We start from the raw sequence: 25638 nt of genomic DNA, 5'->3' as shown, positions 1-25638 counted from the left end.
GCCGGGCAGGGCCTGTGCGGCGATCGTGGGGATTTGGGCCGGCCGGCTTGCGGACCACGTTAATCACGCCGCTAAAAGGTCGGGGGCCGCGCACCGAACCCTTCACGCGCAGACCCGGCCAGAGGCCGGGTTTTTTTATGGGCCGAAGACCATGCGGGATACCGAAGACCGGACGGACGTCGACGCGGGCTGTGGCGACGGATTGTGGAAGGCCACTGCTGCAGCGGCCGGAACGGAAGCCGCGGCAGAGCGCGGAGCTGCAACACGCGGGCTTGCGACACTGGCGGTACGCGCCGGGCTGGACCGCAGCCCCCATGGCGAGACCGCCGAGGCGCTGTTCCTGAATTCGGGCTATGTCTATGACGACGCCGCCCGCGCCGAGGCGCGGTTCCGCGGCGAAGAGCCGGGCTTCGTCTACAGCCGCTACGGCAACCCGACGGTGCGGACCTTCGAGGCCCGCCTGGCGGCGCTGGAGGGTGCCGAGGCCTGCCGGGCGACCGCTTCGGGCATGTCGGCGGTGTGGAATGCGCTGATCTGCCAGCTTCGCGCCGGCGACCATATCGTGGCGGCCGAGGCGCTGTTCGGATCCTGCCAGTACATCCTGGCCGAACTGCTGCCGCGCTTCGGCATCACCACCAGCTTCGTGCGCGGTGCCGATCTCGACGCCTGGGCGGCGGCGGTGCGCCCCGAGACCAAGCTGTTCTTCCTGGAGACGCCGTCCAATCCGCAGCTGGAGCTGATCGATCTCGCGGCAGTGGCCGAGATCGCCCATGCCCATGGCGCGACGCTGGTGGTCGACAACGTCTTCGCGACCCCGATCCTGCAGAAGCCGATGGCGCTGGGCGCCGATGTGGTGGTCTATTCGGCCACCAAGCATATCGACGGCCAGGGCCGGGTGCTGGGCGGGGCGATCCTGGCCAGCGAGGCGTTCTGCGACGGGGCGCTGCGCGACTTCCTGCGCCATACCGGCCCGACCCTCAGCGCCTTCAACGCCTGGGTGCTGCTGAAGGGGCTGGAGACGCTGCCGCTCAGGGTGCGGGAACAGACCCGCAGCGCCACCACCCTCGCCCGCCGTTTCGAGGGCCATCCCGCCCTCAACCGGCTGGTCTATCCGGGGCTTGCCTCCCATCCCGGGCATGATCTGGCCCGGCGGCAGATGGCGGGCGGCGGCACGCTGCTGGCCTTCGATTTCAAGGGTGGCAAGGAAGCGGCCTTCCGCTTCCTGAACCGGCTGGAGATTGCCGACATCTCCAACAATCTGGGCGACGCCAAGACGCTGGCGACCCATCCCGCCACCACCACCCATCAGCGGCTGCCGGCCGAGGTGCGGGCGGCGGTGGGCATCGGCGACGGCCTGGTCCGGGTGTCGATCGGGCTTGAGGATGTCGAGGATCTGGCGGCCGATCTGGCGGCGGCACTCGACGCCGCCTGAGGCCATTGCTGCCCCTGAAACGGGTGTCGGGACACCCCGTCCCGACATCTTGGGGGCATCACCGCTTGCGCTCCGCCCTGGAAATCGGTTGCATGGGTCGCGATATTCCCTGTCCGGGCCCCTTCCGGGCCCGTCGATCCACGTTGCAGCAGGTAGGACCCATGGCGGCGGACCACGAATACAGCGCGACCACCCGCTCGATCATGGTGGCGGTGCGCCCGTTCTACGTCGACGACCAGTCCTCGCCCGAGGACGGGCAGTTCGTCTTCGCCTATCGCATCCGGATCGAGAACCACGGCGACGAAACGGTGCAGCTGCGTGCCCGCCACTGGCGGATCATCGACGGCCTGGGCCGGCTGCAGGAGGTTCGCGGTGCGGGTGTTGTCGGCGAACAGCCGGTGCTGGCGCCGGGCGAGAGCTTCGAATACACCAGCGGCGCGCCGCTCACCACGCCCTCGGGCATCATGGGCGGCAGCTATCAGATGGAGAGCGCGGGCGGCGAGACCTTCGAGGTCCAGATCCCGACCTTCTCGCTGGACAGCCCTCATGCCACACACACGATCAACTGATCAGGTCCGGAGCGATGGGCCGGGCCTTGTGGCCCGCGCTTGCAGGTGCCTGCGCCGAAACCTATAGTCAGAGTTACGTCGAGCGCATAATCAGCAATCAAGGGTTGATATGTGCTTCGGATCGTGGGCAGGATGATCCGCCGTATCGCGGTTCACCGGCCCACACCATCGCGGCTCCGTCGCGATACGCGTGCCATCGCGGTGATCCATCGATCGAGGGCTTGCGTAGACGAAACGGAATCCGCACACGGCCGGAAGCCCGATGCGCCGTCCCCCGCCGTTCGCGTGGGCCCGCTGCGCACCTGCCGGCCGCACCCTGGGAGTTGCACGTCAGATGACACGTGAAAACGTCGTGGCCGTGAGAATGGGAGGCCCGGCAGAGGTCGGCGCATCCGAGGCGCCGAAGGCCGCTGCCCCCGAAGGCCGTCCCAGCCGCGCCGAGGCGGAAGCCGCCGTGCGGACCCTGATCCGCTGGGCGGGCGACGACCCGGACCGCGAGGGCCTGCTGTCCACGCCCGACCGCGTGGTGCGGTCTTACGAAGAATTCTTCGCGGGCTATGTTCAGGATCCGGTCGAGATCCTGCAGCGGACCTTCGAAGAGACCGACGGCTATGACGAGGTCGTCGCTTTGCGTGGCATCCGGATCGAGAGCTATTGCGAGCATCACATGGTGCCGATCATCGGCGTCGCCCATGTGGCCTATCTGCCGCGCAGCCGCGTTGTGGGCATCTCCAAGCTCGCCCGCGTGGTGGAGGCCTTCTCGAAGCGCCTGCAGATCCAGGAGAAGCTGACCTCGCAGATCGCCAATGCGATCGAGGAAGTGCTGCAGCCCAAGGGCGTGGCCGTGGTGATCGAGGCCGAACACCAGTGCATGAGCACCCGCGGCGTTCACAAGCCGGGGGTGAGCATGGTGACCAGCCGGATGCTGGGCGAATTCCGCCACAACCCGACGCTGCGCCGCGAATTCCTGACCCTGATCGGCAATCCGGCCGGGTTCTGACAACGGCGCGGGGCATTGCCCTCAACCCGGCTATCGAGACACCCCTGCCTGTTCACGGATGGGCAGGGGTGTCGTGTTTGACGGAACCTTCCCTGACGGTGGCGTCACCTCGGGCGTGGACAGCTGCGACGCTTTCCCTGATCATCGCGGGCGGCGCCGCATGCCCGATCGGGGGTGCGGCTTGGGTTCCGTGCGCCTGATCAGGGGCGCCGCACTGCTCGGGGGTCCGCGGCCGTGATCGACGTCAAGCCGGTGCTGTTCATCATCGGCGTGCTGCTGGCACTGCTGGGCGCCACCATGCTGGTCCCGGCGGCCTTTGATGCCGTGGCGGCCAGTCCCGACTGGTCGGTCTTCGTGGTGTCGTCGCTGGTGACCATCTTCGCCGGCGTCAGTCTGGTGCTGACCACGCGCACCGCGCACCCAACCTCGCTCAGCCTGCGCCATGCCTTTCTGACCACCACGCTTTCCTGGCTGTCGGTGGCGGCCTTCGCGGCGCTGCCGCTGCTGTTCGCATCGCCCCATATCACCTATGCGGGCGCGTTCTTCGAATCCATGTCGGGGCTGACCACCACCGGATCGACGGTGCTGTCGGGCCTGGACACCGCCCCGCCCGGGGTGTTGATCTGGCGCGGCATGCTGCACTGGCTGGGCGGCATCGGCATCATCGTCACCTCGGTCGCGATCATGCCCATGCTCCGCATCGGCGGCATGCAGCTGTTCCGGACCGAAAGCTCGGACAATTCGGAAAAGATCGTGCCGCGGGCCGCCCAGCTGGCCGCGGCCTTCGGCCGGGTCTATGTGGTGATGACGCTGGCCTGCATGGCTTTGCTCTGGGCCGCGGGCATGACCGGGTTCGAAGCGCTGGTCCATGCCATGGCGACCGTCTCCACCGGCGGCTTCTCCACCTCCGACGCCTCGATCGGCCATTTCGACAGCCCGCTGATCGAGATGATCATCGTGGTGTTCATGATCGGTGGCGCCCTGCCCTTCGTGCTCTACATACGGGTGCTCGGCCAGGATCGCGATGCGCTGTGGCGCGACACCCAGGTCCGGGCCTTCTTCCTCGCCATCCTGGTCTGGACCGTGACGCTCAGCCTGTGGCTGGTGCTGCATGAACATGTGGCGCCCCTGCAGGCGCTGCGTGTGTCGCTGTTCAACGTGGTCTCGGTCATCACCACCACGGGCTTTGCCACGGCCGACTACAATCTGTGGGGCACGTTCCCCTTCGCGGTGTTTTTCTGGCTGATCCTGGTCGGCGGCTGCACCGGCTCCACCTCGGGCGGCATCAAGGTCTTCCGCTTCGTGATCCTGGTGACGGCGGCCCGGCGCCATCTCCGCCAGCTGGTCCACCCGAATGCGGTGATCGTCCCCACCTACAACCGCCGGCCGGTGCCCGAAGCCATTCTGCTGTCGGTCTTGAGCTTCACCACCGTCTTCTTCGCGGTCTTCGTGGTGCTCTCGATCGTGGTGGCGCTGCTGGGGGTGGACTTCATCACCGCCGCCACCGCGGTTTCCCAGGCGCTGGCCAATGTCGGCCCCGGGCTTGGGCCGATCATCGGCCCCGCCGGCAATTATGCCACCATGACCGACCCTGTGCTGACGGTTCTGGCCTTCGCCATGCTGCTCGGCCGGCTGGAGCTGTTCACCGTGCTGGTCCTGTTCACCCGCGCCTACTGGCGGGGGTGACCCTGCGCCTCCGTTGCGCCGGAGCCCGGACCTGTTTACGGTTTGAGAAACCGGAACGGTCTTCGCAGGTGCACATGTCGCCGTGATGGCCGCCCTCTCTGCCAGCTTCCTTCTCTGTCAGCCTCCCTCCCTGAAGGTCGCCGTCTGCCATGGACGCCTCGATTGACCTCGCCGGCCGGATCGGCCCGGCGGCCGACCCGGCGGTACCGGATGCCGAAGCCGCGGCCCTGATCGCCGCCCTGCCGACGGCTACCGCCCGGCGCGATGCGCTGCTGGCGCGGCTGATCGCCTTCGATACCACCAGCCGCTACAGCAACCTGCCGCTGATCGCCTTCGTCGAAAGCTGGCTGGATCTCTATGGGGTGCGGCACGAGCGCATTCCCTCGGCCGACGGCACCAAGGCGAACATCTTCGCGACCCTCGGCCCCGACGGCCGGGGCGGCGTCATGCTGGCCGGCCATACCGACGTGGTGCCGGTGGACGGCCAGCCCTGGACGACCAACCCGTTCCGGCTGACCGAACGCGGCGGGCTGATGCTGGGGCGCGGCACCTGCGACATGAAGGGCTTCATCGCCTGCGTGCTGGCCAAGCTGCCCGACTGGGCGGCCCTGCCGCTGACCGACCCGGTGCATTTCGCCTTCACCTATGACGAAGAAGTCGCCTGCATGGGCGCCCCCGACCTTGCCCGCCACATCCGGGGCCTTGCCGCCCGGCCGCGGCTGGCGGTTGTGGGGGAGCCGACCTCGATGCGGGTGGTGACGGCGCATAAGGGCGTCTGCCTGTGCCGCACCCGGGTGACCGGGGTGGAGGCACACAGTTCGCAGCCGCATCTGGGTGCCAATGCGATTTCGGCCGCGGCCCGCATCACCGGCTTCCTTGAGGAGCTGGAGGCCGAATATGCCGGGATCGGCCAGCCCGACAGCGGTTTCGAGCCGCCCTATACCACCGTCACCGCGGTGATGGTGCGGGGCGGCACCGCCGTCAACATCATCCCCCGCGATGCCGAGCTGGACTGGTCGGCCCGGCTGATGCCCGGTCATTCGATCGACGACATCGTCCGCCGCCTGGATGCGCGGGTGGAGACCGAAGTGCTGCCGCGGCTGAAGGCGGTGTCGGACGAGGCCGGCGTGACCACGGTGGTGGACGTGAACGTCGAGCCGCTGACGCCCGAGGCCGACAGCCCGGCCGAGGCGATGGCGCTGGCGCTGACCGGCAGCAACCGCACCCATGTGGTGGCCTTCGCCACCGAGGCCGGCATTTTCCAGCGCGCCGGCGTACCGGTGGTGGTCTGCGGGCCGGGCAGCATCGACCAGGCCCATCGGGCGGACGAATTCGTCGCCCGCGAACAGCTGGACCAGTGCATCACCTTCCTGGACAAGCTGGACGGCTGGCTGGTCGACGGGCTGGACAGGCGCCTTGCGGCGCGGATTGCATGACGATCCGGGCGGCGGAGACCATGCGACGGGGAGAGACCATGGCGGGAGACGACCGATGAGCGACATCACCGACCGGCCCGCCCAGGCGGGCGAGGACAAGGGCTGGATCTTCCATTTCGCCGAGGCGGCACGCTGGGCGGCGGCAAATCCGGGTGCCTATCGGGGCGGCCGGCTGTGCGAGACCGACGGTTTCATCCACTGTTCCACCGCCGGTCAGCTGGCCGAAACCGCCCGGCTGCATCTGAAGGGCCGTGACGACCTGCTGCTGCTGACGATCGACGTCCGCCGGCTGGGCGCGCTGCTGCGCTGGGAACCGTCCCGGGGGGGGCAGCTGTTCCCGCATATCTACGGGCCGCTGCCGTCGGTGGCGGTGGTGCGCACCGACCCGCTGCCGCTGGGCCCTGACGGGCTGCATATCTTCCCCGCCCATGCCGGGGCCGACGGAGCGGGGGCATGAGCGATGCCTGGGGGCGGCTTGCGCCGCTCGTCTACCGCCTGGATCCGGAACGTGCCCACGGCCTGTCGCTGTTCGGCCTGACCAGCGGACTTGCCCGGCTGGTCGTGCCGCCGCACCCGGCCCGGCCGGTACCGGCGCTCGGCCGCCGGCTCTGGGGGCTGGATTTCGCCCATCCGCTGGGCCTTGCCGCCGGCTACGACAAGAACGCGGTCGCCGTGGATGCGCTGTTCGGCTATGGCTTCGCCTTCATCGAGATCGGCGGCGTGACGCCCAGGCCCCAGCCCGGCAACGACCGGCCGCGGCTGTTCCGGCTGACCGAGGACCGGGCGGTGATCAACCGCATGGGCTTCAACAATGACGGGCTGGACGTGGTGGCCGGCCGGCTGGCCGCCCGCGCCCCGCACCGGCGGGCGACCGGCCCGGTCTTCGCCAATCTGGGCAAGAACAAGACCAGCGAGGATGCGCTGGCCGATTATACCGCAGGGCTCGCGAAGCTGGGGCCGCTGGTCGACGCGGTGGTGGTGAACGTCTCGTCGCCCAACACGCCGGGGCTGCGCGACCTGCAGGGGCGGGCGCATCTCTCGGGCCTGCTCGGCGGCCTGAAGGCGGCGCGCGACCAGGGGATCGCCGGCAAGGCACGGCCGCCGATCCTGGTCAAGATCGCCCCCGATCTGGACGAGGCGGGCCTGGCCGACACGGTGGATGCCGCCCGCGATGCCGGGATCGACGGCATGGTGGTCGCCAACACCACCATCGCCCGGCCGGACACGCTGCAAAGCCCCCATCGCGGCCAGACCGGCGGCCTGTCGGGGCGGCCGCTGAAGGCCCGGGCCCTGGCGCTGACCCGCGAGGTGTTCCGGGCGCTGGACGGCACCATGCCGATCATCGGCGTCGGCGGGATCGAGACCGCCGACGATGCCTGGGACCGGCTTGCGGCCGGCGCCGACCTGCTCCAGCTCTATTCGGCGCTGGTCTATGAGGGGCCGGGGCTGGTCGGGCGGATCGTCGAAGGCCTGAACCGGCGCATCGCCGCCGAGGGGGTAAGGGATGTTGGGGAGATCGTCGGCCGGGCGGCGTGAACCACGGATCGCCCCCGAAGACCTGGTCGAGGACGATGTCCTGGGGGATGTCGATGCCGTCGACGTAACCGGCCGGCCGGTGCCGCCGCCGGTGGAGCCCTTCGCGCTCGACCGGCGCGACCGGCTGTACATGGCCGGCTATGCCGCCGTGGGTCTGCTGCCCGCCGCCCTGATCCCCGCCGAAGGCGTGCTGTTCCGGCTGATCGTCTGGGCGGCGGCCTCGGGCGGCCTGGCGCTGGCCCATCTGGTCGTCGCCCTGCTCTCCCGGCTTGCGGTCGAAAAGCGGGAGCGGATGCAGCTGGCCATCGACCTTCGCGCGCTGTCGGACCGGGTCGCCCGGATCGAGAGCGGCGGCCAGTCGGGCGATCTGGTCGACGAGCTGCGCAGCCTGCAGCGCCTGCTGCCCGAACTGGCCCGCAACCGGCGCGAGCCGGCGACGGGGCCCGCCCGCGCCACCGCGACCGCCCGGGCCACGGCCCAGGCCGGCCCTGCCGACACGCGCCCGCCGCCGCCGATGCCGCCGCTCGACCCCGAAGCGGTGCTGGATGCCGCGGTCGGTGCCGGGGCGATCGACGTGATGGTGACCTCCATCGTCCGCCTGCCCAGCCGGCGCCCGGCGCTGGTCGAGGCCCGCGCCGTGGTCCACGGCCCCGACGGCCGTGTGATCGGCCTGGATGTGGTGGAGGACCGGGCGAAGGTGCCGGGGCTGGCCCAGCGGCTGGACAACCATCTTCTGCTGCGCGCACTGCGCGTCGGCCGTCGGCCCAGGGCGGGGGAGCCGAACCTGCCGGTGGTGGCCTATGTCACCGGCCACGGCCTGGCCGACCCGCTGGTGCACGAGGATCTGGCCGATTATCTGGCCGAGGATGCGGGGGTGCCGTCCTCGGTGATCGTCGCCGCCCCGGCCACGACCTGGATGGCGCTCGGCGATCCGCAGATCGAGGCGCTGCAGCGGCTGACACGGTTGGGCTGCCGCTTCCTGGCCGACGGGGTCGACCCCAAGCGGATGAGCACCGATATCCTCGCCCGCGGCCGGCTGCTCGCCTATGTGAAGATCCCGGCCGCGGTGGCGTTGGCCGGCGCCCGCACGCCCGACGGGGCGGCCGCCTTCCGCGACCTGCTGCGCGAGCTGCGCGCCCGCAGCATCCGGGTGGTGGTCGACCATATCGACGACGAGCAGCGGCTGATCGACCTCTTGGACCTTGGCATCGAATACGGTGCGGGCTATCTGTTCGGCGAACCGCGGCGCCTGGGCTGAACCGGGCCCTTCCCCTCTTCCGCCGCTGCCTTCTTCCGCTCCGAGAACGGATCCGCCCTTCCCATGTCCATGACCGTATATGATGGCGTCGCCGCCATCGCCCCCGCCCATGACGGTTTCATCCTCGACCTCTGGGGCGTGATCCATGACGGCCGCCAGCTCTATCCCGGCGCCGTCGACTGCCTGACCCGGCTGCGCGAAACCGGCCGGCGGATCGTGTTCCTGACCAATGCGCCCCGGCGGGCCTCGCGGGTGATCGAGCAGCTGGACCGTTTCGGCGTCGATCGCGGCCTCTATGACGGGGTGGTGTCGTCGGGCGAAACCGCGCGCGATGCCGCAGCCGCCATGCTGGCGGCGGGGGAGATCGGCCGGCGGGTGCTGCATCTGGGTCCGCCGCGCGATGCCGGCCTGCTCGACGACCTGCCCTTCGTCGACGTCGACGATGCCGCCGGGGCCGATCTGGTGCTCAACACCGGCTTCGACGACGAGGATCCGCGGCTGGAACCGCTGATGCCGGCGCTGGAAGCGGCGGCCGCCCGCGGTCTGCCGATGATCTGCGCCAATCCGGACATGGTGATCGTGCGCATCGACGGCTCGCGGTTTCCCTGCGCGGGCGTGATGGCCGAGGCCTATGAGCGGCTCGGCGGCAAGGTGATCTCGTTCGGCAAGCCCTATGCCTCGGTCTACGAGCGCTGCCTGACCATTCTGGACCTGCCGCGCGAGCGGGTGGCCGCCGTCGGCGACGGCCCCCATACCGATATCCAGGGGGCCACCGGCTTCGGCATCCCGGGCTATTTTATCGCCGGCGGCATCATGGCCGAGAAGCTGGGCCTGGCCCATGGCGACCTGCCCGACGCAGGCCGGGCCGAACGGGTCTGCGCCGAAGAGGGCTTCATGCCCACCGCCATGCTGCCGGCCTTCGTCTGGACGCGCTGACGGACGCCGTAGCCCGGGGGCAGCCGCGCCACGACGACGCACCGTCTCGCGATCGACGCCATCCTGATATAGGGTGATGTGCATCACATCCGCGGCGACCGGACCGGAGCGGCCACCCACATGACCATCCGAAATCTCGACGCGATCTTCGACCCCAAGGCGGTGGCCGTGATCGGCGCCAGCACCCGGCCGGGCAGCGTGGGGCGCATGGTGATGCGCAACCTGCTGGATGGCGGTTTCGCCGGCCCGATCATGCCGGTCAACCCGCGCTACAATTCGGTCGAAGGCGTGCTGGCCTATCGCACCATCGCCGATCTGCCGGTGACGCCCGATCTGGCGCTGATCTGCACCCCGCCCGAACAGGTGCCCGAGATGGTCCGCCAGGCGGGCCAGCGCGGCGTGCGTGCCGCGGTGCTGATCGGGGCCGGGCTGGGGCGGACCTATACCGCGGGCGGCGCCTCGCTCGCCCAGGCGGCGGTAGAGGCGGCGCGGCCGACGGGGCTGCGCCTGGTCGGCCCCAACACGCTGGGGCTGGTGGTGCCGAAGGTGGGGCTGAACGCAAGCTTCGCGCCCGCCCGGGTGCCGCGCGGGCGCATCGCCTTCCTCACCCAGTCGGGCGCCATCGGCACTGCGGTCATGGACCACGCGGTGGCCCATGGCATCGGCTTTTCGGCCATGATCAGCCTGGGCGACTGCCGCGATGTCGGCTTCGCCGATGTGATCGACTATCTGGCCGGTGACCCCGCCACCCGTGCCATCCTGCTCTATGTCGAGGCGATCGATTCCGCCCGCCGCTTCCTGTCGGCGGCACGGGCGGCGGCGCGCAACAAGCCGGTGCTGGCGATCAAATCCGGCCGGGTGCCGGCAGGCGCCCGCGCGGCCTTTACCCATTCCGGCGCCGCGACCGGCGAGGACGAGGTCTACGAGGCGGCGCTGCGCCGTGCCGGCATCCTGCGCGTGGGCGAGATCGGCGAGCTGTTCGACGCGGTCGAAACCCTGCACCGGCTGCAGCCGCCGCGTGGCGACCGGCTGGCCATCCTGTCTAATGGCGGCGGGCCGGGGGTGATGGCGGTCGACAGCCTGATCGCCGCCGGCGGCAGCCTGGCGGAGCTGGCACCCGAGACCGTGGCGAAGCTCGACGGCGTGCTGCCCGGGGTATGGTCTGGCGGCAATCCGGTCGATATCGGCGGCGACTCCGATGCCGGGCGCTATGCCGAGGCGCTGGACATTCTGCTGGAAGACAAGGGCGCCGATGCGGTGCTGGTGCTGCATGCGCCGACCGGCGTGGCCGACGGCGCCGACGTTGCCCGGGTGGTGACCAAGGCGGCGGAGCGCACCCGCCGGCCGATCCTGACCAGCTGGCTGGGCGGGCAGGGCGCGGCCCCGGCCCGCCGGGTGCTGAACGAGGCCGGCATCGCCACCTATGACACGCCCCATCACGCCGTGCGCGGCTTCATGCACCGGGTCGGCTATCGCCGGATCCAGGACATGCTGATGGAGACGCCGTCCTCGGTGCCCGAGACCTTCACGCCGGATGTCGCGGCCGCCCGGGCGGTGATCGCCGGCGCGCGTGCCGAAGGCCGCAGCCGGCTGACCGAGATCGAGGCCGGCCGCATCCTTGGTGCCTATGGCATCGCGACGATCGAGACCCGTCTTGCGGCGGATGCCGAGGCGGCCGTGGCCGCCGCCGCGGCGCTGGGCTTCCCGGCGGTGCTGAAGGTCGCCTCCAGCGGCATCACCCACAAGAGCGAGGTGGGTGGTGTGGTGGTCGACCTGCAGAATGCCGACGAGGTGCGCGGTGCCGCCGCCAGCCTGGCCGAGCGGCTGCGCACCCGCGCGCCCGGTGCGCCGCTGGACGGTTTTCTGGTGCAGCGGATGATCCGCCGACCGCGGGCGCACGAGCTGCGGATCGCGGTGATCCACGACCCCGTCTTCGGCCCGGTGATCAGCTTCGGCCAGGGCGGTACCGCCGAGGAACTGGTCGACGACCGGGCCTTGGCCCTGCCGCCGCTGAACACCGTGCTGGCGCGCGAGCTGATGATGCGCACCCGGGTGCACAAGCTGCTGCTGGGCTATCGCGACCGGCCGGCGGCGGATCTGGACGAGATTTCGGGCGTGCTGATCCGCGTGGCACAGATGGTGGTCGACCTGCCCGAGATGCGCGGCCTGGACGTCAACCCGCTGATCGCCGACGACATGGGCGTGCTGGTGCTGGATGCCCATGTCGAGGTCTTCCCCGGCGGCGGCGCCCGCGGCCCGCTGGCCATCCGGCCCTATCCGCTGGATCTGGTGGAAACGGTGACGATGGCCGACGGCCGCCATGCGGTGCTGCGCCCGATCCGCCCCGAGGACGAGCCGGGCCATCAGGATTTCGTCCGCCATCTGACTCCCGAGGATATCCGATACCGCTTCTTCGGTGTGGTGCGCGAGTTCAGCCACACCGAAATGGCCCGCTTCACCCAGATCGATTACGACCGCGAGATGGCCTTCATCGCCCGCACCCGCTTCGACGGCGGCGATATCCCGCCGGTGAAGCCCGGCGTGCTGCCCGACGAGACCGGGGCCGAGACGGTGGGCGTGGTGCGGGTGGTGTTCGATCCGGATGCGGTGGATGCCGAATTCGCCGTGGTGGTGCGGTCGGACCTGAAGGGCCGGGGGCTTGGCATCCGGTTGATGAACAAGGTGATCGCCTATTGCCGGGCCCGCGGCATCCATCGGATCGTGGGGCAGGTGCTGCGCGACAACCGGCCAATGCGCAAGCTGATGGTGACGCTGGGCTTCACCGTGCGCGATTCGCTGGAAGACGACGTGGTCGAAGTGGTGCTGGACCTGCGCAAGACCGCAGAGAGCCCCGCGCCCCCGGCCTCGCGCTGAACCGGTGGCGCGCCGGCCGGTCCTGCTGCCGCGCGGGCGGCTGATCGCCCATCGTGGCGGGGGCGCCCATGCGCCCGAGAACACGCTTCAGGCCCTGGCCGGCGTGCCGATGCTCGGCACCGACTGGGCCGAGGTGGATGTGCGGCTGACCGGCTGCGGCACGCCGGTGCTGCTGCATGATCCGGATCTGGATGCCACCACCAGCGGCCGCGGGCCGCTCGCGGCCGTGGCGGCGGCAGACCTTGCCCGCATGGATGCGGCGCTCTGGTTCGGGGCAGGGGCGGTGGCAGAGCCGCCGGCCACCCTGGCCCGCGCCCTGGCGCTGGCCGCCCGGATCGGGCTCGGCCTCAATCTGGAACTGAAGCCGCCGGCGGAGGCGGGGGAAGACGCGGCACTCGGGCTGGTGACCGCCGTCGCGCGCGTGATCGAGGCCGCGCCTTTGCCCCCTGGCCGGCTGGTGGTGACCTCGACCTCGGCGGCGGTGGTGAGCCTGGCCGCACGCCTGTTGCCGACCCTGCCGGTCGGGCCGGTGCTGCGCCGGCCGGCCGATGCCGCCACGATGGCCGGGGTGATCACGACGGCGGATCTGGTGGTGATGAACGCCCGCCGCTTCGGCCCGCGCGCGATCAGGGCGCTCCGCAGCCGCGCCGATCCGCCGCTGGTGCTGGTCTACGGCACCGACAGCCGCCGCCGCCTGCGCCGGCTGATCCGCGCCGGCGCCGCCGCCGCGATCGTCGACGCCCCCGACCGCATCCTGGGCGCCCCGCTGCCCACCCCGCTTCTGCCGGTCTGGCTGCGCCGGCTGCGGAACCGGTGGTCGGGGAAAGGTTGAGGACCAGGGGGTTGCCGTCAGGCGGTGTTGTTTCCATCAGACCGCGGGAGACCCGCTTCATCGTACAGAAAATCCTGACTGCGAGCCGCGGTCGGTCCTACTGTTGCTTTTGCTGAAGCTGCGACGCGAAGTGTCTGGAGCAGAGTGCGGCGCGACCGGGTTGTGGCGGTGCCTGCCTCATCATCTTTGTTCAGTGTCGGAAAGGGCATGCGGTGCCTCTGCGTCGAGCCGCTGCGGATATGATCCTGTCGGATATAAGAACATGGCAGGGGGCGGGACGACAGAGCCTTATGCCTTACGGCACCCCGTCGCTGTGCCCCTGGCGCAACACGCCCCCCAAGCGGAGCATGGCGGCCTCGATCTCGTGGGCGGCGAGGGAGGCGTAGCCCAGCAGCCAGCCGGGGCGGGCGCCGGGGCCGATATGCAGGCGGCCGAGGCCCGGCAGCACAAGCCCGGCCGTGGCAGCGCGGGCGATGGTATCGGCTTCTGGCCAGCCGGGCTCCAGGATGCAGGGGATCTGCAGGCCGCCGGGCGGGCGGGTGGCGGTGGCGATGCCGTCCAGATGCCGGGCGATGGCATCGAGCATCACCTGCCGGCGACCGGCATAGAGTTTGCGCATGGCCCGGATATGGGCGTTGTAATGCCCGTCGGCCATGAAGCGGGCGAGGGTGAGCTGCTGCAGCTGCGGCGTGTGGCCGTCGATGATGCTGCGGGCGCGGGTGAAGGCCTCGACCAGCGTCGGAGGCAGGGCCATATAGCCGAGCCGCAGCCCGGGATAGAGCGTCTTGGCGAAGGTGCCGATATAGATCGTCCGCCGGTCGCGGTCCAGGCCCTGGACGCAGGCGGTCGGCAGGCCGTCATAGTGGAACTCGCTGTCGTAATCGTCTTCGATGATCCAGCCACTGGTCTCTGCGGCCCAGGCGATCAGGTCGATCCGGCGGTCCAGCGACAGCGTGGCGCCGGTCGGATACTGGTGGGATGGCGTGACATAGACGCAGGCCGCGCCGCTCTGATCGGCCCTGACCAGATCGGTCCGGATGCCCCGGGCATCGACCGGGATCGGCACGATCCGCGCCTCGGCCGCCTCGAAGGCCTTGCGGGCGCCGAAATAGCCGGGATTTTCCATCAGGATCGGCCCGCCGGCATCGACCAGAAGCTGGGCGCAGAGATAGAGCGCCTGACGGGTGCTGCTCAGCACCAGGATCTGATCCGCGGCCACACCGGCGCCGCGCTCCAGGGTGAGATAGGCGGCAATCGCCTCGCGCAGGGCTTCGGCCCCCTGCGGGTCGCCATGCAGCAGAATGCCGTCGCGATGGTCGCGGATCATCCGGCGTTGCAGACGTTCCCAGATCTCGGTCGGGAAGGTGCAGGTCTCGGGCAAACCGGTCACGAAGGGGCGGACCGCGCGCTGGTCGGCGATGCCGCCGCTGTCCAGCACCATCCGGCCGCGCCGGCTCAACCCCTGTCCGCCGGCCGGGTCGTGGCGCGCCTCCGCCCGCCGGCGGAGCCGGCGGCGGGCGACCCCTTCCAGATCCGTGCCCAGGGTGGGGGAGACATAGCTGCCCGAGCCTTCGCGCCGTATGATGAAGCCGTCGCGGTGCAGCTGGACATAGGCGTTTTCCACCGTGTCGCGGGCGATGCCGAGCGAGGCCGCCAGCCGGCGACTGGCCGGCAGCTTCATACCCGGGGCCAGCGCGCCGTCGAGGATCAACCCGCTCAACGCCCGCTGGATGCGCTGATGCAGGTCGAGGCGCTGCATCTCGGCATCCGCCAGCCGGATCTTCAGCGTGTCGAGTTCGAAGGTCTTCAGGGTGTGCGGCTTCACTGACGGGGGAGGGCGAAACCCGGCCATTCTATGCAGCCACCGCGATCGGCGCCATCGGCATGCACGTCCGCGGCGGTCGGGCGAAGTGGTCTGGTCATGCTGCGGAAAGTGTCCGGGCTCAACCAGCCATTGGCGCGCTATCACGTAGCGCGCCGCCCGGGAGCGGGCGGTCCCCTCGCTACGGAGGATCCCCGACGCCATGCGCTCAGCCGCTCAACCGCGCGCCATCGGCCCCACCGACCTTATCCATCCGGTCGTGGCCGGCCTCGTCTCGGTCATCGTCAACTACGGCGGGACCTTCATCCTGGTCTTCCAGGCGGCCCGTGTGGCCGGGCTCGACCCGGCGCTGACGGCGTCCTGGGTGTGGTCGGTGTCGATCGGCGTCGGCATTACCGGGCTTCTGCTCAGCTGGCGGTTCCGGGCCCCGATCATCACCGCCTGGTCGACGCCCGCCGCCGCCTTTCTGGTGGTGGCGTTGCAGACCACACCCTATGCCGAGGCGATCGGCGCCTATCTGATCTCGGCCGCGGGCTTCGTGGTGCTCGGCCTTTCGGGCTGTTTCGACCGGGTGATCCGGCTGATCCCGCCGGGGGTGGCGGCCGGCCTGCTTGCCGGCATCCTGCTCCAGTTCGGCATCGGCGCCTTCGGTGGCATGAGCATCGATCCGCTGCTCGCCGGGCTGCTGATCCTGGCCTATGTGACCATCAAGCGCTTCACCGCCCGCTATGCGGTGGTGGGCATCCTGGTGCTGGGGCTGGGCTTCCTGCTGATCCAGGGGCGGGTGGATCTGGAGGGGCTGGAGCTTGCGGTCGCAGCCCCCGTCTTCACCCTGCCGGCGTTTTCGCTCAACGCCCTGCTGTCGGTGGCCCTGCCGCTGTTCCTGATCACGCTGACCGGCCAGTACATGCCGGGCATGCTGGTGCTGCGCAATGACGGCTACAAGACCAGCGCCAGCCCGATCGTGACCGTCACCGGGCTCGGCTCTCTGCTGATGGCGCCCTTCGGCTCCCACGCCTTCAATCTGGCGGCGATCACGGCGGCGATCTGCACCGGGCCCGAGGCACACGAGGACCCGTCGAAGCGCTGGATCGCCGGCATCGCGGCGGGGGTCGCCTATATCCTGGTCGGCGTGTTCGGCGTGACCCTGGCCGCCGTTTTCATGACCCTGCCCGCAACCTTCATCACCACACTTGCCGGGCTTGCCCTGCTGGGCACGATCGGCGGCAGCCTGGCCTCGGCGCTCGCCGACCCGGCCGGCCGCGAGGCGGCGCTGATCACTTTCCTGGCGGCTGCCGCCAACATCACCATGCTCGGCATCGGCGGCGCGTTCTGGGGTTTGCTGATCGGTCTTCTGGCGCATCTGGCGCTCTGCCGCCGCGGCCCGTCGGCGCGGCCGGTCGCCCCCCGGCCCTCGCGCGAAGGAGCCGCCCGGTGATCCATCCCGACACCGCCTGTCTGATGCAGACCTATGCGCGCCTGCCCGTCGCCTTCGTGCGCGGCCGGGGCATGCAGCTTCAGGACGAGGCGGGCATCGACTATCTCGACGCGATCTCGGGCGTTGCTGTCACCGGCCTCGGTCATGCCCATCCCGAGGTCACCGCGGCGATCGCCGGGCAGGCGGCTGAGCTGCTGCACACCTCGAACCTGTTTCGCATTCCCTGGCAGGAGGAGCTGGGCCGCCGGCTCTGCGCCCTGTCGGGGATGACCCGGGCCTTCTTCTGCAATTCGGGCGCCGAGGCGAACGAGGCGGCGCTGAAACTCGCCCGGCTGCATGCCGCGGCGATGCGGGTGGCCGCCCCGCAGGTGGTGGTGATGGAAGGCGCCTTCCACGGCCGCACCCTCGCCACCCTGGCGGCGACCGGCAATCCGGCGGTGCAGCGGGGGTTCGAGCCGCTGATGCCGGGCTTCCTGCGCGTGCCCTATGACGATATCGATGCCGTCCGCGGGCTTGCCGACGAACAGCCCGGCATCGTCGCGGTCCTGCTGGAGCCGGTGCAGGGGGAGGGCGGGGTGCACCCGGCCTCTCCCGGCTATCTGAGGGCGCTGCGCGCCCTTGCCGACCGGCACGGCTGGCTGCTGATGATCGACGAGGTCCAGACCGGCATGGGCCGCACAGGCACCTGGTTCGGCCATCAGCATGCCGGCGTCGCCCCCGATGTGATCACGCTGGCCAAGGGGCTGGGCAACGGGGTTGCGATCGGCGCCTGCCTGGCCCGAGGCCCGGCGGCGGCGCTGTTCTCCCCCGGTCATCATGCCTCCACCTTCGGCGGCAATCCGCTGGCCTGCCGGGTGGGTTGCACCGTGATCGACGTCATGGCCCGCGACCGGCTGCCCGAGCGGGCGGCGATGCTGGGCGCGCGACTGCTCGCCGGGTTAAGGGGGGCGCTTGCCGGGCATCCGCGGGTGGTCGCCATCCGTGGGATCGGCCTGATGGCCGGTATCGAACTGGATCGCCCCTGCGGCGATCTGGTCGGTCGGGCGCTGCTGGAGGAACGGCTGCTGATCACCGTCACCCGCGCCAACACCATCCGCCTGCTGCCGCCGCTGATCGCCGGCACGGCGGAGATCGACGAGGTGGTCACCCGCCTGACCCGCCTGCTGGCCACCCTCGACTGACCCCGCCTCTTCCGGACAGATGGGAGCTTCCCGCCATGTATGATCCGTCCATCCGCCTTGCCGATGTCGATCCCGAGCTTGCCCGGGCGATCACATCCGAGGAAGACCGCCAGGAAGATCATGTCGAGCTGATCGCCTCGGAGAATTATGCAAGCCCGCTGGTGATGGCGGTGCAGAACTCGGTCTTCACCAACAAATATGCCGAAGGCTATCCCGGCCGGCGCTTCTACAGCGGCTGCGCGCATGTCGATGTCGCCGAGCGGCTGGCGATCGACCGGGCGAAAGCCCTGTTCGACTGCGACTATGCCAATGTCCAGCCCCATGCTGGTGCCCAGGCGAGTGCGGCGATTTTCCTGGCGCTGGTCCGGCCCGGGGACACGGTGATGGGCATGAACCTGTCCGAGGGCGGCCATCTGACCCATGGCAACCCGGCCAACTTCTCGGGCCGGCACTACCGGATCGTGCCCTATGGGCTCAATCCCGAAACCGGGCTGATCGATTATGACGACATGGCCCGCATCGCCCGCGAGACCCGGCCGCGGATGCTGATCGGCGGCTTTTCGGCCTATTCCCGGCGCAAGGACTGGGCCCGCATGCGGGCGATCGCCGACGAGGTGGGGGCGATCTTCTGGGTCGACATGGCCCATGTGGCGGGCCTGGTGGCGGCGGGCGAATACCCCGACCCCCTGCCGCATGCCCATGTGGTGACCAGCACCACCCACAAGACCCTGCGCGGCCCCCGCGGCGGGTTGATCCTGGCGAAGGGGCAGGGGGAGGCGTTCTACCGCAAGCTCGACGGCGCGGTCTTCCCCGGCATCCAGGGCGGGCCGGCCATGCATGTGATCGCGGCGAAGGCGGTCGCGTTCAGAGAGGCGCTCTCGCCCGGGTTCCGGACCTATCAGAAACAGGTTCTGGCCAATGCGCGGGCGATGGCGCGGGTGATCATGGATCGCGGCTACCGGATCGTCTCGGGCGGGACCGACAATCACATGATGCTGATCGATCTCTCCGACCGCGCCTTCACCGGTCGGGATGCCGATGCGGCGCTGGCCGATGCCTGGATCACAGTCAACAAGAACGCGGTGCCGGGCGATCCGCGCTCCCCCTTCGTGACCTCGGGCCTGCGCATCGGCACGCCGGCCGTCACCACCCGCGGCTTCGGCATCGCCGACTGCGAGGCTCTGGCCGGCTGGCTGGCCGATGTGCTCGACGCGCTGGGGACCGGTGCGGCCCCCGCCGTTCGCGATCGGGTCCGGGAGCAGGTCGTGACCCTTTGCCGGCGCCACCCGGTCTATCGCCCTGCCATTCACTTAAACCGGCGAGGAGTCGTTCAGTGATCGTCGTGACCTTTGAACTCGAAGCCGTGCCCGGACAGAATCAGACCTATGTGAACATGGTGAACCGGCTGCAGCCGATGTTGCAGAAGATGGAGGGCTTCATTTCGGTCGAATGCTTCCAGAGCACGCTCCATCCGGCCAAAGTGATGTCGGTGACGATCTGGGAAGACGAGGCGGCCGTCCTGCGCTGGCGCAATCTGGACCCTCATCTTTCGGCTCAGAAGGCCGGGCGCGACCGGATTTTCCATGATTACCATGTGCGGGTGATGACGGTGCTCAGGGATTACGGCCTGCACCAGCGTGCCGAGGCGCCGGAGGACAGCCTGATTGGCCGTCACTGACCGGCGGCGGCCTCCAGCATCCGTGGGGTGACGAAGCGGGTCAGGCGGGCGTCGCCCGGCCGCCATCCGGGCCCCGCCAGATCGAGGACGGCGAGGGCGGCGGTGGGGAATTTCGCGGCGAGGGCCGTGCGGGCCCGGTCGTCGCCGGCGGTCGCCATCGATGCCGCCAGCTCGTGCAGGCCCGGGTTGTGGCCGACCACCATCACCGCCGCGTGGCCGGCCGCATGGATGCCGACCACGGCCAGGATGGCGGCCGGGGCGGCATGGTAGAGCGCAGCGTCGTGGACCACGCGGCCGGCGGGGAAGGCACCGGCATCGACCATATGCTCCACCGTTTCCCGCGTGCGGCGGGCGGTGGAGCAGAGCACCAGGTCCGGGGCCGCCTCGGCCACAGGTTTGGCCATCAGCCGGGCGGCGGCGCGGCCGCGGCGGTTGAGCGGCCGGTCGTGATCGGCGAGGGCGGGGTCGTCCCAGGCCGATTTGGCATGACGGAGCAGGATCAGGCGCGGCATTCGGGGGCAGTCTCCCGGGCAAGTGAGGGGCGCGGTCCGATCCGCGGGCTCAGGCGCGAAATGGCATCTCGATCATGCATCCGCAACAAAGATCCGCTATCGTGAACATTGTTTTCACGCCTGATACCCGCCCAGGAGAGCCATCTTGCCGACCACCCCCCGCGCCGCGCAGCCTGCCACCGAAACCGACGCCGCCGCGGCCCCGGCGGTGGAAACGGCCGCCGAGGCCGGGACCTCCACCACCTTCAGCGAGGCGGCTGCGGCCGAGGCCGCAGCGGCGGCCGGTGCCGCAAGCGTCGTGCCGAGTTCCGCCGAGAGTGCGGCCGAGGTCGAGGCCCGGGCGGTGGCGGCGGCGACGGTTGCGGTGGAACCCGTGGCAGCCCCGGCCCCGGCGGCAAGCCGGCCCGCCCGCGGCCAGCGGCGGATCGACATCACCTCGCCGCAGCGCTTCATCAACCGTGAATTGTCGTGGCTGGCCTTCAACAACCGGGTTCTGGAAGAGAGCTGGAACACCCGCCATCCGCTGCTGGAGCGGGTGCGGTTCCTGTCGATCTCGGCCAACAATCTGGACGAGTTCTACATGGTCCGCGTGGCGGGGCTGTGGAGCCAGGTGGAGATGGGCATCGAGCTGATCGGCCAGGACGGGCTGACGCCGGCCCAGCAGCTGCGCCAGATCCGCCAGCGCACCCACGACACCATGCGCGAGCAGCAGCGTTCGGTGCGCATGCTGCGCCGGGAGCTGAAGGAGCAGGGCATCCGGGTGGTCTCGCCGTCCGAGCTGACCAAGAAGGAACGGGTCTGGCTGGACGAGCATTTCCGCAACCAGATCTTCCCGGTGCTGACCCCGCTGGCCGTCGATCCGGCCCATCCCTTCCCCTTCATCCCCAATGGCGGTCTGGCGCTGGTGCTGGAACTGCGCCGCAAGGCCGACGGCACGATGATGAACGCGCTGGTCCGCCTGCCGGCCCAGGTCGGCCGCTTCGTGCGCCTGCCCGAGACCGACGAGGTCCGGATGATCGGCATCGAGGACACGATCCTGCTGCTGATCGACGGCCTGTTCCCGGGCTATGACGTCATCGCCTCGGGCGAGTTCCGGGTGCTGCGCGACAGCGATCTGGAAATCGAGGAAGAGGCCGAAGACCTGGTGCGGCTGTTCGAGAGCGCGCTGAAGCGCCGCCGCCGCGGCAGCGTGATCCATCTCGAGATCGACGATGAAATGCCGGAAGGCCTGCGCAACTTCGTGTCGGCGCAACTGGGCGTGAAGAGCCCCGACATGGTGGTGGTGACCGCCATGCCCGGCATGGCCGACATCCGCCAGCTGATCATCGACGACCGGCCGGACCTGAAGTTCCAGAGCTTCAACAGCCGCTTCCCCGAGCGCATCCGCGAGCATGGCGGCGACTGTTTCGCGGCGATCCGCCAGAAGGACATGATCGTCCACCACCCGTATGAGAGCTTCGACGTGGTGGTGCAGTTCCTGCGCCAGGCGGCGATGGATCCGAATGTGGTGGCGATCAAGCAGACGCTGTATCGCACCAGCAACGACAGCCCGATCGTGAAGGCGCTGGTCGCCGCCGCCGAGGCCGGCAAGTCGGTGACCGCCCTGGTCGAGCTGAAGGCCCGGTTCGACGAAGAGGCCAATATCCGCTGGGCGCGCGACCTGGAGCGCGCCGGCGTGCAGGTGGTCTATGGCTTCATCTCGCTCAAGACCCACGCCAAGCTGAGCCTGGTGGTCCGGCGCGAGGGCGAGGGGTTGACGACCTATGTCCATTTCGGCACCGGTAACTATCACCCGATCACCGCCAAGATCTATACCGACCTGTCCTTCTTCACCGACGATCCGGCGCTGTGCCGCGATGCGGCCTATCTGTTCAACTATCTGACCGGCTATGCCGAGCCGTCGCATTTCGAGAAGATCGCGGTCAGCCCGCGCGGCGTGCGCCTGCGCCTGCTGGAGCATATCGACGGCGAGATCACCAATGCCCAGGCCGGCCGGCCGGCGGCGATCTGGGCCAAGATGAACAGCCTGGTCGACCCGCTGATCATCGATGCGCTCTACCGCGCCTCTCAGGCCGGTGTCGAGATCGACCTGATCATCCGCGGCATCTGCTGCCTGCGCCCGGGCGTGCCGGGGCTGTCGGAGCGGATCCGGGTGAAGAGCATCGTCGGCCGCTTCCTGGAGCACAGCCGCATCGTCTGCTTCGGCAATGGCCAGGCGCTGCCCTCGCCCCAGGCGAAACTGTTCATCTCTTCCGCAGACTGGATGCCGCGCAATTTCGACCGGCGGGTGGAAACCCTGGTGCCGATCGAGAACCCGACCGTGCACCAGCAGGTGCTGGATCAGATCATGGTCGCCAATCTGAAGGACACGCTCCAGAGCTGGACGCTCGGTCCCGACGGCGTGTATAAGCGCATGGCCCCGGTTGGCGAGGGCTTCTCGGCGCATACATATTTCATGACCAATCCCAGCCTGTCGGGCCGGGGCAAGGCGCTGCGGAAGCGGGGGGAAGTGCCCCACCTGTCGCTGACCTGACGGGTCGGCCGCGTTGCCCGTGGCTGGTGACAGGATGGACGGACCGCACACCCCAAGCGGACGGAGTGGATGAGCGAACGGGTATTCCCGACCACGGCCGGCACCGATGCGGCGCCGGATCTGCGTCTTCCCGGCAACGGCCCGCGCCGCCTGGGCGTGATCGATATCGGCTCGAACTCGCTGCGGCTGGTGATCTTCGACGGGCTGAAGCGCATGCCGCAGCCCATCTTCAATGAAAAGGCGCTGTGCGCGCTGGGCGCCGGCGTGGCCGATACCGGCCGGCTGGACCCTGAACGGGCCGACGCCGCGGCGCTGGCCCTGCGCCGCTTCGCCGCCATCGGCCGCGAGCTTGCCGGCGATGCGATCATTGCGGTGGCGACCGCGGCCGTGCGCGATGCCGCCGACGGCCCCGCCTTCATCCAGAGGGTGGAGCGGGAGTGCGGCATTCCGATCCGGATCGTGACCGGTGTCGAAGAGGCGACGCTCTCGGCCCTGGGCGTGCTGTCCTCGGAACCCGAGGCCGACGGGCTGGTCGCCGATCTGGGGGGCGGTTCGCTGGAACTGGTGCGGGTGGAGCAGGGGGCCGTGGGTCGCCAGATCACCCTGCCGGTGGGCGCGCTGCGCCTGGCCGCCCGCGGCTCCGACGCCCGGGCCTGGACCGAGGCGGTGGAGAAGGCGCTCGACGACGCCCCCTGGGCGGCAGAGGCGGCCGCGCGCGGGCTCTATCTGGTCGGCGGCGGCTGGCGTGCCATCGCGCGGGTTCATATCGCCGAAACCCGCCATCCGATCGCCGCCATCCACCGCTACACGCTCGACATGCCCCAGACCCTGGCACTGGCCGACAAAGTGATGGGTATGAAGGCGGCCGATCTTGCCCGGCTCAAGGCGGCACCGGCCCGGCGGCTGGCGACCCTCCCCCATGCCGCGGCGGCGCTTGCCGGGCTGGTACGACGGGTGAAGCCGTCCGAGGTGGTGTTCTCCACCTATGGCCTGCGCGAGGGCGTGCTCTACGAGAACCTGCCGGCGGCGCTCAGGGCCGCCGATCCGCTGATGGCCGCCTGCCGCGACATCGCCGATCAGCATTCGGGCTTCGGCGCCTATGGCGACCGGGTCCATGACTGGATCGCGCCGCTGTTTGCCGGCGAGACGCCCAATGATCTGCGCCTGCGCCATGCCGCCTGTCTGCTGTCGGAAATCGCCGTCGCCGCCCATCCCGACCGGCGGGCCGATCATGCGATCGAAGAGATCCTGACCATGCCCTTCCTGCCGCTGCGCCATCGCGAGCGCGCCTTTCTGGCGCTGGCGGTCTATGCGCGCTATGCCGGCAACATCACCGGGCTGCATGCCCGGCCGGCGCGGGATCTGCTCGACCAGCCGGCCCAGGCCCGCGCCCGGCTGATCGGGCTGGCCCTGAGGCTGGGGGATACCTTCTCGGGCTGCGCCCCCGCCCTGCTCGACCGCGGAGAGCTGGAGCTGACGCCCCAGGCGCTGACCCTGCGCGCCCGCCCGGGCGGGCGCGATCTGATGGGCGAGGTGGTGGAACGCCGGCTGGAGGCCGTGGCCAAGGTGATGCGCCGCCGCTGGCGGATGACGGCCGAGGCCGCCTGAGCTATCAGGCTCCCTGGCGGATCACCCCGACGACCAGCTCTGCCGCCCCGTCGAGCACGAATTGCGCGGCAAGGGCGGCCAGCAGGATGCCCAGCACCCGGCTGATCACCGCGGCCGCGGTTTCGCCGATCAGGCGGTTCAGCCGGCCGGCGATCAGCAGCGCGCCCAGCGTCGAGGCCAGAACCAGGGCCAGGATGCCCAGCACCAGCAGCGTCGCGACCCAATCACCCCCGGCCCGGGTGGTGAGCAGCAGGGTGGAGGTGATGGCGCCGGGCCCCGCGATCAACGGGATGGCCAGCGGGAAGACCGAGACATCCTCGTGTTCGTGCTCGAAAGCCTCTTCCAGAAGTTCGGGGGCGGCGAAGGCGGATTCAGCCGCCAGCATCGCCGCGGCCCCGGCCTGGGTGTCGGCGGCATGGGCGGCTTCGACCTGACGCTTGCGCCGTTCCGTGCGCCGCTCGAAGACCATGTCGAAGGCGACGACGAACAGCAGGATGCCGCCCGCCACCCGGAAGGCATCGAGCGAGACGCCGATCGCATTCAGCAGTGCCTCGCCGCCCAGCGCGAAGCCGAGCAACACCAGCCCGCCCACGATCACTCCGCGACAGGCCATCCGCCGGCGCTGCGCCTCGGTATGCTCGCGGGTGAGCGCGCCATACATCGGCGCCAGCCCGACCGGATCGATCACCACGAACAGGGTGACGAAGGCACTGATCGCCAGTTCCAGCATCGCACTCTCCCTTCGACGGGCACGGCCACCGCACCCTTCCGTCGACGATGTCACGGGCCGTGTGACGGTCGCAACCCCGCCGCGGGTGCAGCAGGACGGTCAGTTCAGGCGATGCGGCGGGACGGTCGCGTATTCCGTGGGCGGCGGGGTCGGACCCGACTGGTGGTGGACGATCTTCCAGGCCCCGTCCTCGCGCGCCAGCAGGTTGGTCGCGATCAGCACCGCATCGTTGATCCGCTCATAGGCCAGGATGCGGGCGGTGCTGTCATAGACGGTGACGTCGATCAGGTCGACTGCAAGCGTGGGGCTGGACGGGTTGGCCAGGATCGTCCGCCAGCTGGTCATCACCGCCTCGCGCCCGACCAGGGCGCCCCAGCCGGGATGAATGCAGGCGATCGGCAGCCGCGCCGCCCAGATCGCTTGCATGGCGGCGAAATCGCGGGTGACGAAGGCTTCATAGAAGGCGGCGTGGGCGCGCAGGAGGGCCTGGATATCAGCCCGCTGCCGGGTCTCTGTGTCGTCGCTCATCAGCTTGGGTATCCTTGGCCGGCGTGATGTCCGAGGCGTCCTGACGCCA

Annotated in this window: 21 protein-coding genes and 1 riboswitch; of the genes, 17 read left to right on the top strand and 4 right to left on the bottom strand. The window is 70.0% G+C overall.

The genetic code is table 11. The features are described 5' to 3' along the window. Window positions 1-15 precede the first annotated feature (15 nt). Window positions 16-95: riboswitch (SAM riboswitch) on the top strand. A 56-nt stretch (window positions 96-151) separates the two neighbouring features. From metZ to TMO_RS16745, 11 genes are all read left to right on the top strand, one after another. Then, window positions 152-1432 (top strand): O-succinylhomoserine sulfhydrylase, encoded by a 1281-nt coding sequence (metZ, locus tag TMO_RS16795; protein WP_014746849.1) that lies wholly within the window; start codon window positions 152-154, stop codon window positions 1430-1432. A gap of 161 nt (window positions 1433-1593) precedes the next feature. After that, on the top strand, window positions 1594-2001 hold the full coding sequence (gene apaG / locus TMO_RS16790; protein WP_014746848.1) for a Co2+/Mg2+ efflux protein ApaG: 408 nt from the start codon (window positions 1594-1596) through the stop codon (window positions 1999-2001). Between the two features lie 364 nt (window positions 2002-2365). Then, window positions 2366-3001: a GTP cyclohydrolase I FolE gene (gene folE / locus TMO_RS16785; protein ID WP_051045408.1), complete on the top strand. Its 636-nt coding sequence runs from the start codon at window positions 2366-2368 to the stop codon at window positions 2999-3001. 234 nt (window positions 3002-3235) lie between these two features. Continuing rightward, window positions 3236-4687, top strand: a complete 1452-nt coding sequence (locus TMO_RS16780) for a TrkH family potassium uptake protein (protein ID WP_014746846.1) — start codon at window positions 3236-3238, stop codon at window positions 4685-4687. A 149-nt stretch (window positions 4688-4836) separates the two neighbouring features. Continuing rightward, window positions 4837-6123, top strand: a complete 1287-nt coding sequence (gene argE, locus TMO_RS16775; protein WP_014746845.1) for an acetylornithine deacetylase — start codon at window positions 4837-4839, stop codon at window positions 6121-6123. Window positions 6124-6178: 55 nt separating this feature from the next. Continuing rightward, window positions 6179-6580 carry a DUF952 domain-containing protein gene (locus TMO_RS16770; protein WP_014746844.1) on the top strand — a complete coding sequence of 134 codons (402 nt, stop codon included), beginning with the start codon at window positions 6179-6181 and terminating at the stop codon, window positions 6578-6580. Beyond that, on the top strand, window positions 6577-7659 hold the full coding sequence (locus TMO_RS16765; protein ID WP_014746843.1) for a quinone-dependent dihydroorotate dehydrogenase: 1083 nt from the start codon (window positions 6577-6579) through the stop codon (window positions 7657-7659). Before TMO_RS16770 ends, TMO_RS16765 begins: the two co-directional genes overlap by 4 nt. Continuing rightward, the gene (locus TMO_RS16760) at window positions 7628-8917 is read left to right on the top strand and encodes an EAL domain-containing protein (protein ID WP_014746842.1); all 1290 of its coding nucleotides are present in this window, start codon (window positions 7628-7630) and stop codon (window positions 8915-8917) included. The genes TMO_RS16765 and TMO_RS16760 overlap by 32 nt, the downstream gene beginning before the upstream one ends. 63 nt (window positions 8918-8980) lie before the next feature. Further along, the gene (locus TMO_RS16755; RefSeq protein WP_014746841.1) at window positions 8981-9853 is read left to right on the top strand and encodes a TIGR01459 family HAD-type hydrolase; all 873 of its coding nucleotides are present in this window, start codon (window positions 8981-8983) and stop codon (window positions 9851-9853) included. Window positions 9854-9973: 120 nt separating this feature from the next. Continuing rightward, entirely contained in the window at window positions 9974-12727 is a 2754-nt protein-coding gene (locus tag TMO_RS16750; RefSeq protein ID WP_014746840.1) for a bifunctional acetate--CoA ligase family protein/GNAT family N-acetyltransferase, read from the top strand. A 4-nt stretch (window positions 12728-12731) separates the two neighbouring features. Next, window positions 12732-13559, top strand: a complete 828-nt coding sequence (locus TMO_RS16745) for a glycerophosphodiester phosphodiesterase family protein (protein ID WP_014746839.1) — start codon at window positions 12732-12734, stop codon at window positions 13557-13559. Window positions 13560-13854: 295 nt separating this feature from the next. Here TMO_RS16745 and TMO_RS16740 read toward each other — a convergent pair whose 3' ends face one another. Next, on the bottom strand, window positions 13855-15411 hold the full coding sequence (locus TMO_RS16740; protein ID WP_051045407.1) for a PLP-dependent aminotransferase family protein: 1557 nt from the start codon (window positions 15409-15411) through the stop codon (window positions 13855-13857). Between the two features lie 172 nt (window positions 15412-15583). Between TMO_RS16740 and TMO_RS16735 the strand changes: the two genes are divergently transcribed. From TMO_RS16735 to TMO_RS16720, 4 genes are read left to right on the top strand one after another with little or no spacing between them, the layout of a single operon-like run. Then, window positions 15584-16819 (top strand): benzoate/H(+) symporter BenE family transporter, encoded by a 1236-nt coding sequence (locus TMO_RS16735; RefSeq protein WP_014746837.1) that lies wholly within the window; start codon window positions 15584-15586, stop codon window positions 16817-16819. A 23-nt stretch (window positions 16820-16842) separates the two neighbouring features. Beyond that, entirely contained in the window at window positions 16843-18000 is a 1158-nt protein-coding gene (locus TMO_RS16730; protein WP_051045535.1) for an aspartate aminotransferase family protein, read from the top strand. A 35-nt stretch (window positions 18001-18035) separates the two neighbouring features. Further along, entirely contained in the window at window positions 18036-19337 is a 1302-nt protein-coding gene (glyA, locus tag TMO_RS16725; protein WP_014746835.1) for a serine hydroxymethyltransferase, read from the top strand. Beyond that, window positions 19334-19678 carry an antibiotic biosynthesis monooxygenase family protein gene (locus tag TMO_RS16720; protein WP_014746834.1) on the top strand — a complete coding sequence of 115 codons (345 nt, stop codon included), beginning with the start codon at window positions 19334-19336 and terminating at the stop codon, window positions 19676-19678. Before glyA ends, TMO_RS16720 begins: the two co-directional genes overlap by 4 nt. On the opposite strand, the gene TMO_RS16715 is transcribed toward TMO_RS16720, so the two are convergent. Beyond that, window positions 19672-20190: a SixA phosphatase family protein gene (locus tag TMO_RS16715; protein WP_014746833.1), complete on the bottom strand. Its 519-nt coding sequence runs from the start codon at window positions 20188-20190 to the stop codon at window positions 19672-19674. The two genes, TMO_RS16720 and TMO_RS16715, sit on opposite strands and share 7 nt — an antisense overlap. Window positions 20191-20335: 145 nt before the next feature. On the opposite strand from TMO_RS16715, the gene TMO_RS16710 reads away from it, so the two are divergent. Then, the gene (locus TMO_RS16710; RefSeq protein WP_014746832.1) at window positions 20336-22723 is read left to right on the top strand and encodes an RNA degradosome polyphosphate kinase; all 2388 of its coding nucleotides are present in this window, start codon (window positions 20336-20338) and stop codon (window positions 22721-22723) included. 69 nt (window positions 22724-22792) lie between these two features. Beyond that, window positions 22793-24331: an exopolyphosphatase gene (locus TMO_RS16705; protein ID WP_014746831.1), complete on the top strand. Its 1539-nt coding sequence runs from the start codon at window positions 22793-22795 to the stop codon at window positions 24329-24331. Window positions 24332-24335: 4 nt separating this feature from the next. Here TMO_RS16705 and TMO_RS16700 read toward each other — a convergent pair whose 3' ends face one another. Together TMO_RS16700 and TMO_RS16695 are read right to left on the bottom strand one after the other, a co-directional pair. Continuing rightward, a complete protein-coding gene (locus tag TMO_RS16700) occupies window positions 24336-25061 on the bottom strand; it encodes a MarC family protein (protein ID WP_014746830.1) in 726 nt (241 codons plus the stop codon). A gap of 99 nt (window positions 25062-25160) precedes the next feature. Beyond that, a complete protein-coding gene (locus tag TMO_RS16695; protein ID WP_014746829.1) occupies window positions 25161-25589 on the bottom strand; it encodes a nuclear transport factor 2 family protein in 429 nt (142 codons plus the stop codon). Window positions 25590-25638: the final 49 nt, after the last annotated feature.

The sequence above is a fragment of the Tistrella mobilis KA081020-065 genome (assembly GCF_000264455.2).
GTDB lineage: Bacteria > Pseudomonadota > Alphaproteobacteria > Tistrellales > Tistrellaceae > Tistrella > Tistrella mobilis.
The sequence above is the reverse complement of the archived record's forward strand: the minus strand, read 5'-3'. Positions and strand labels throughout refer to the sequence as shown.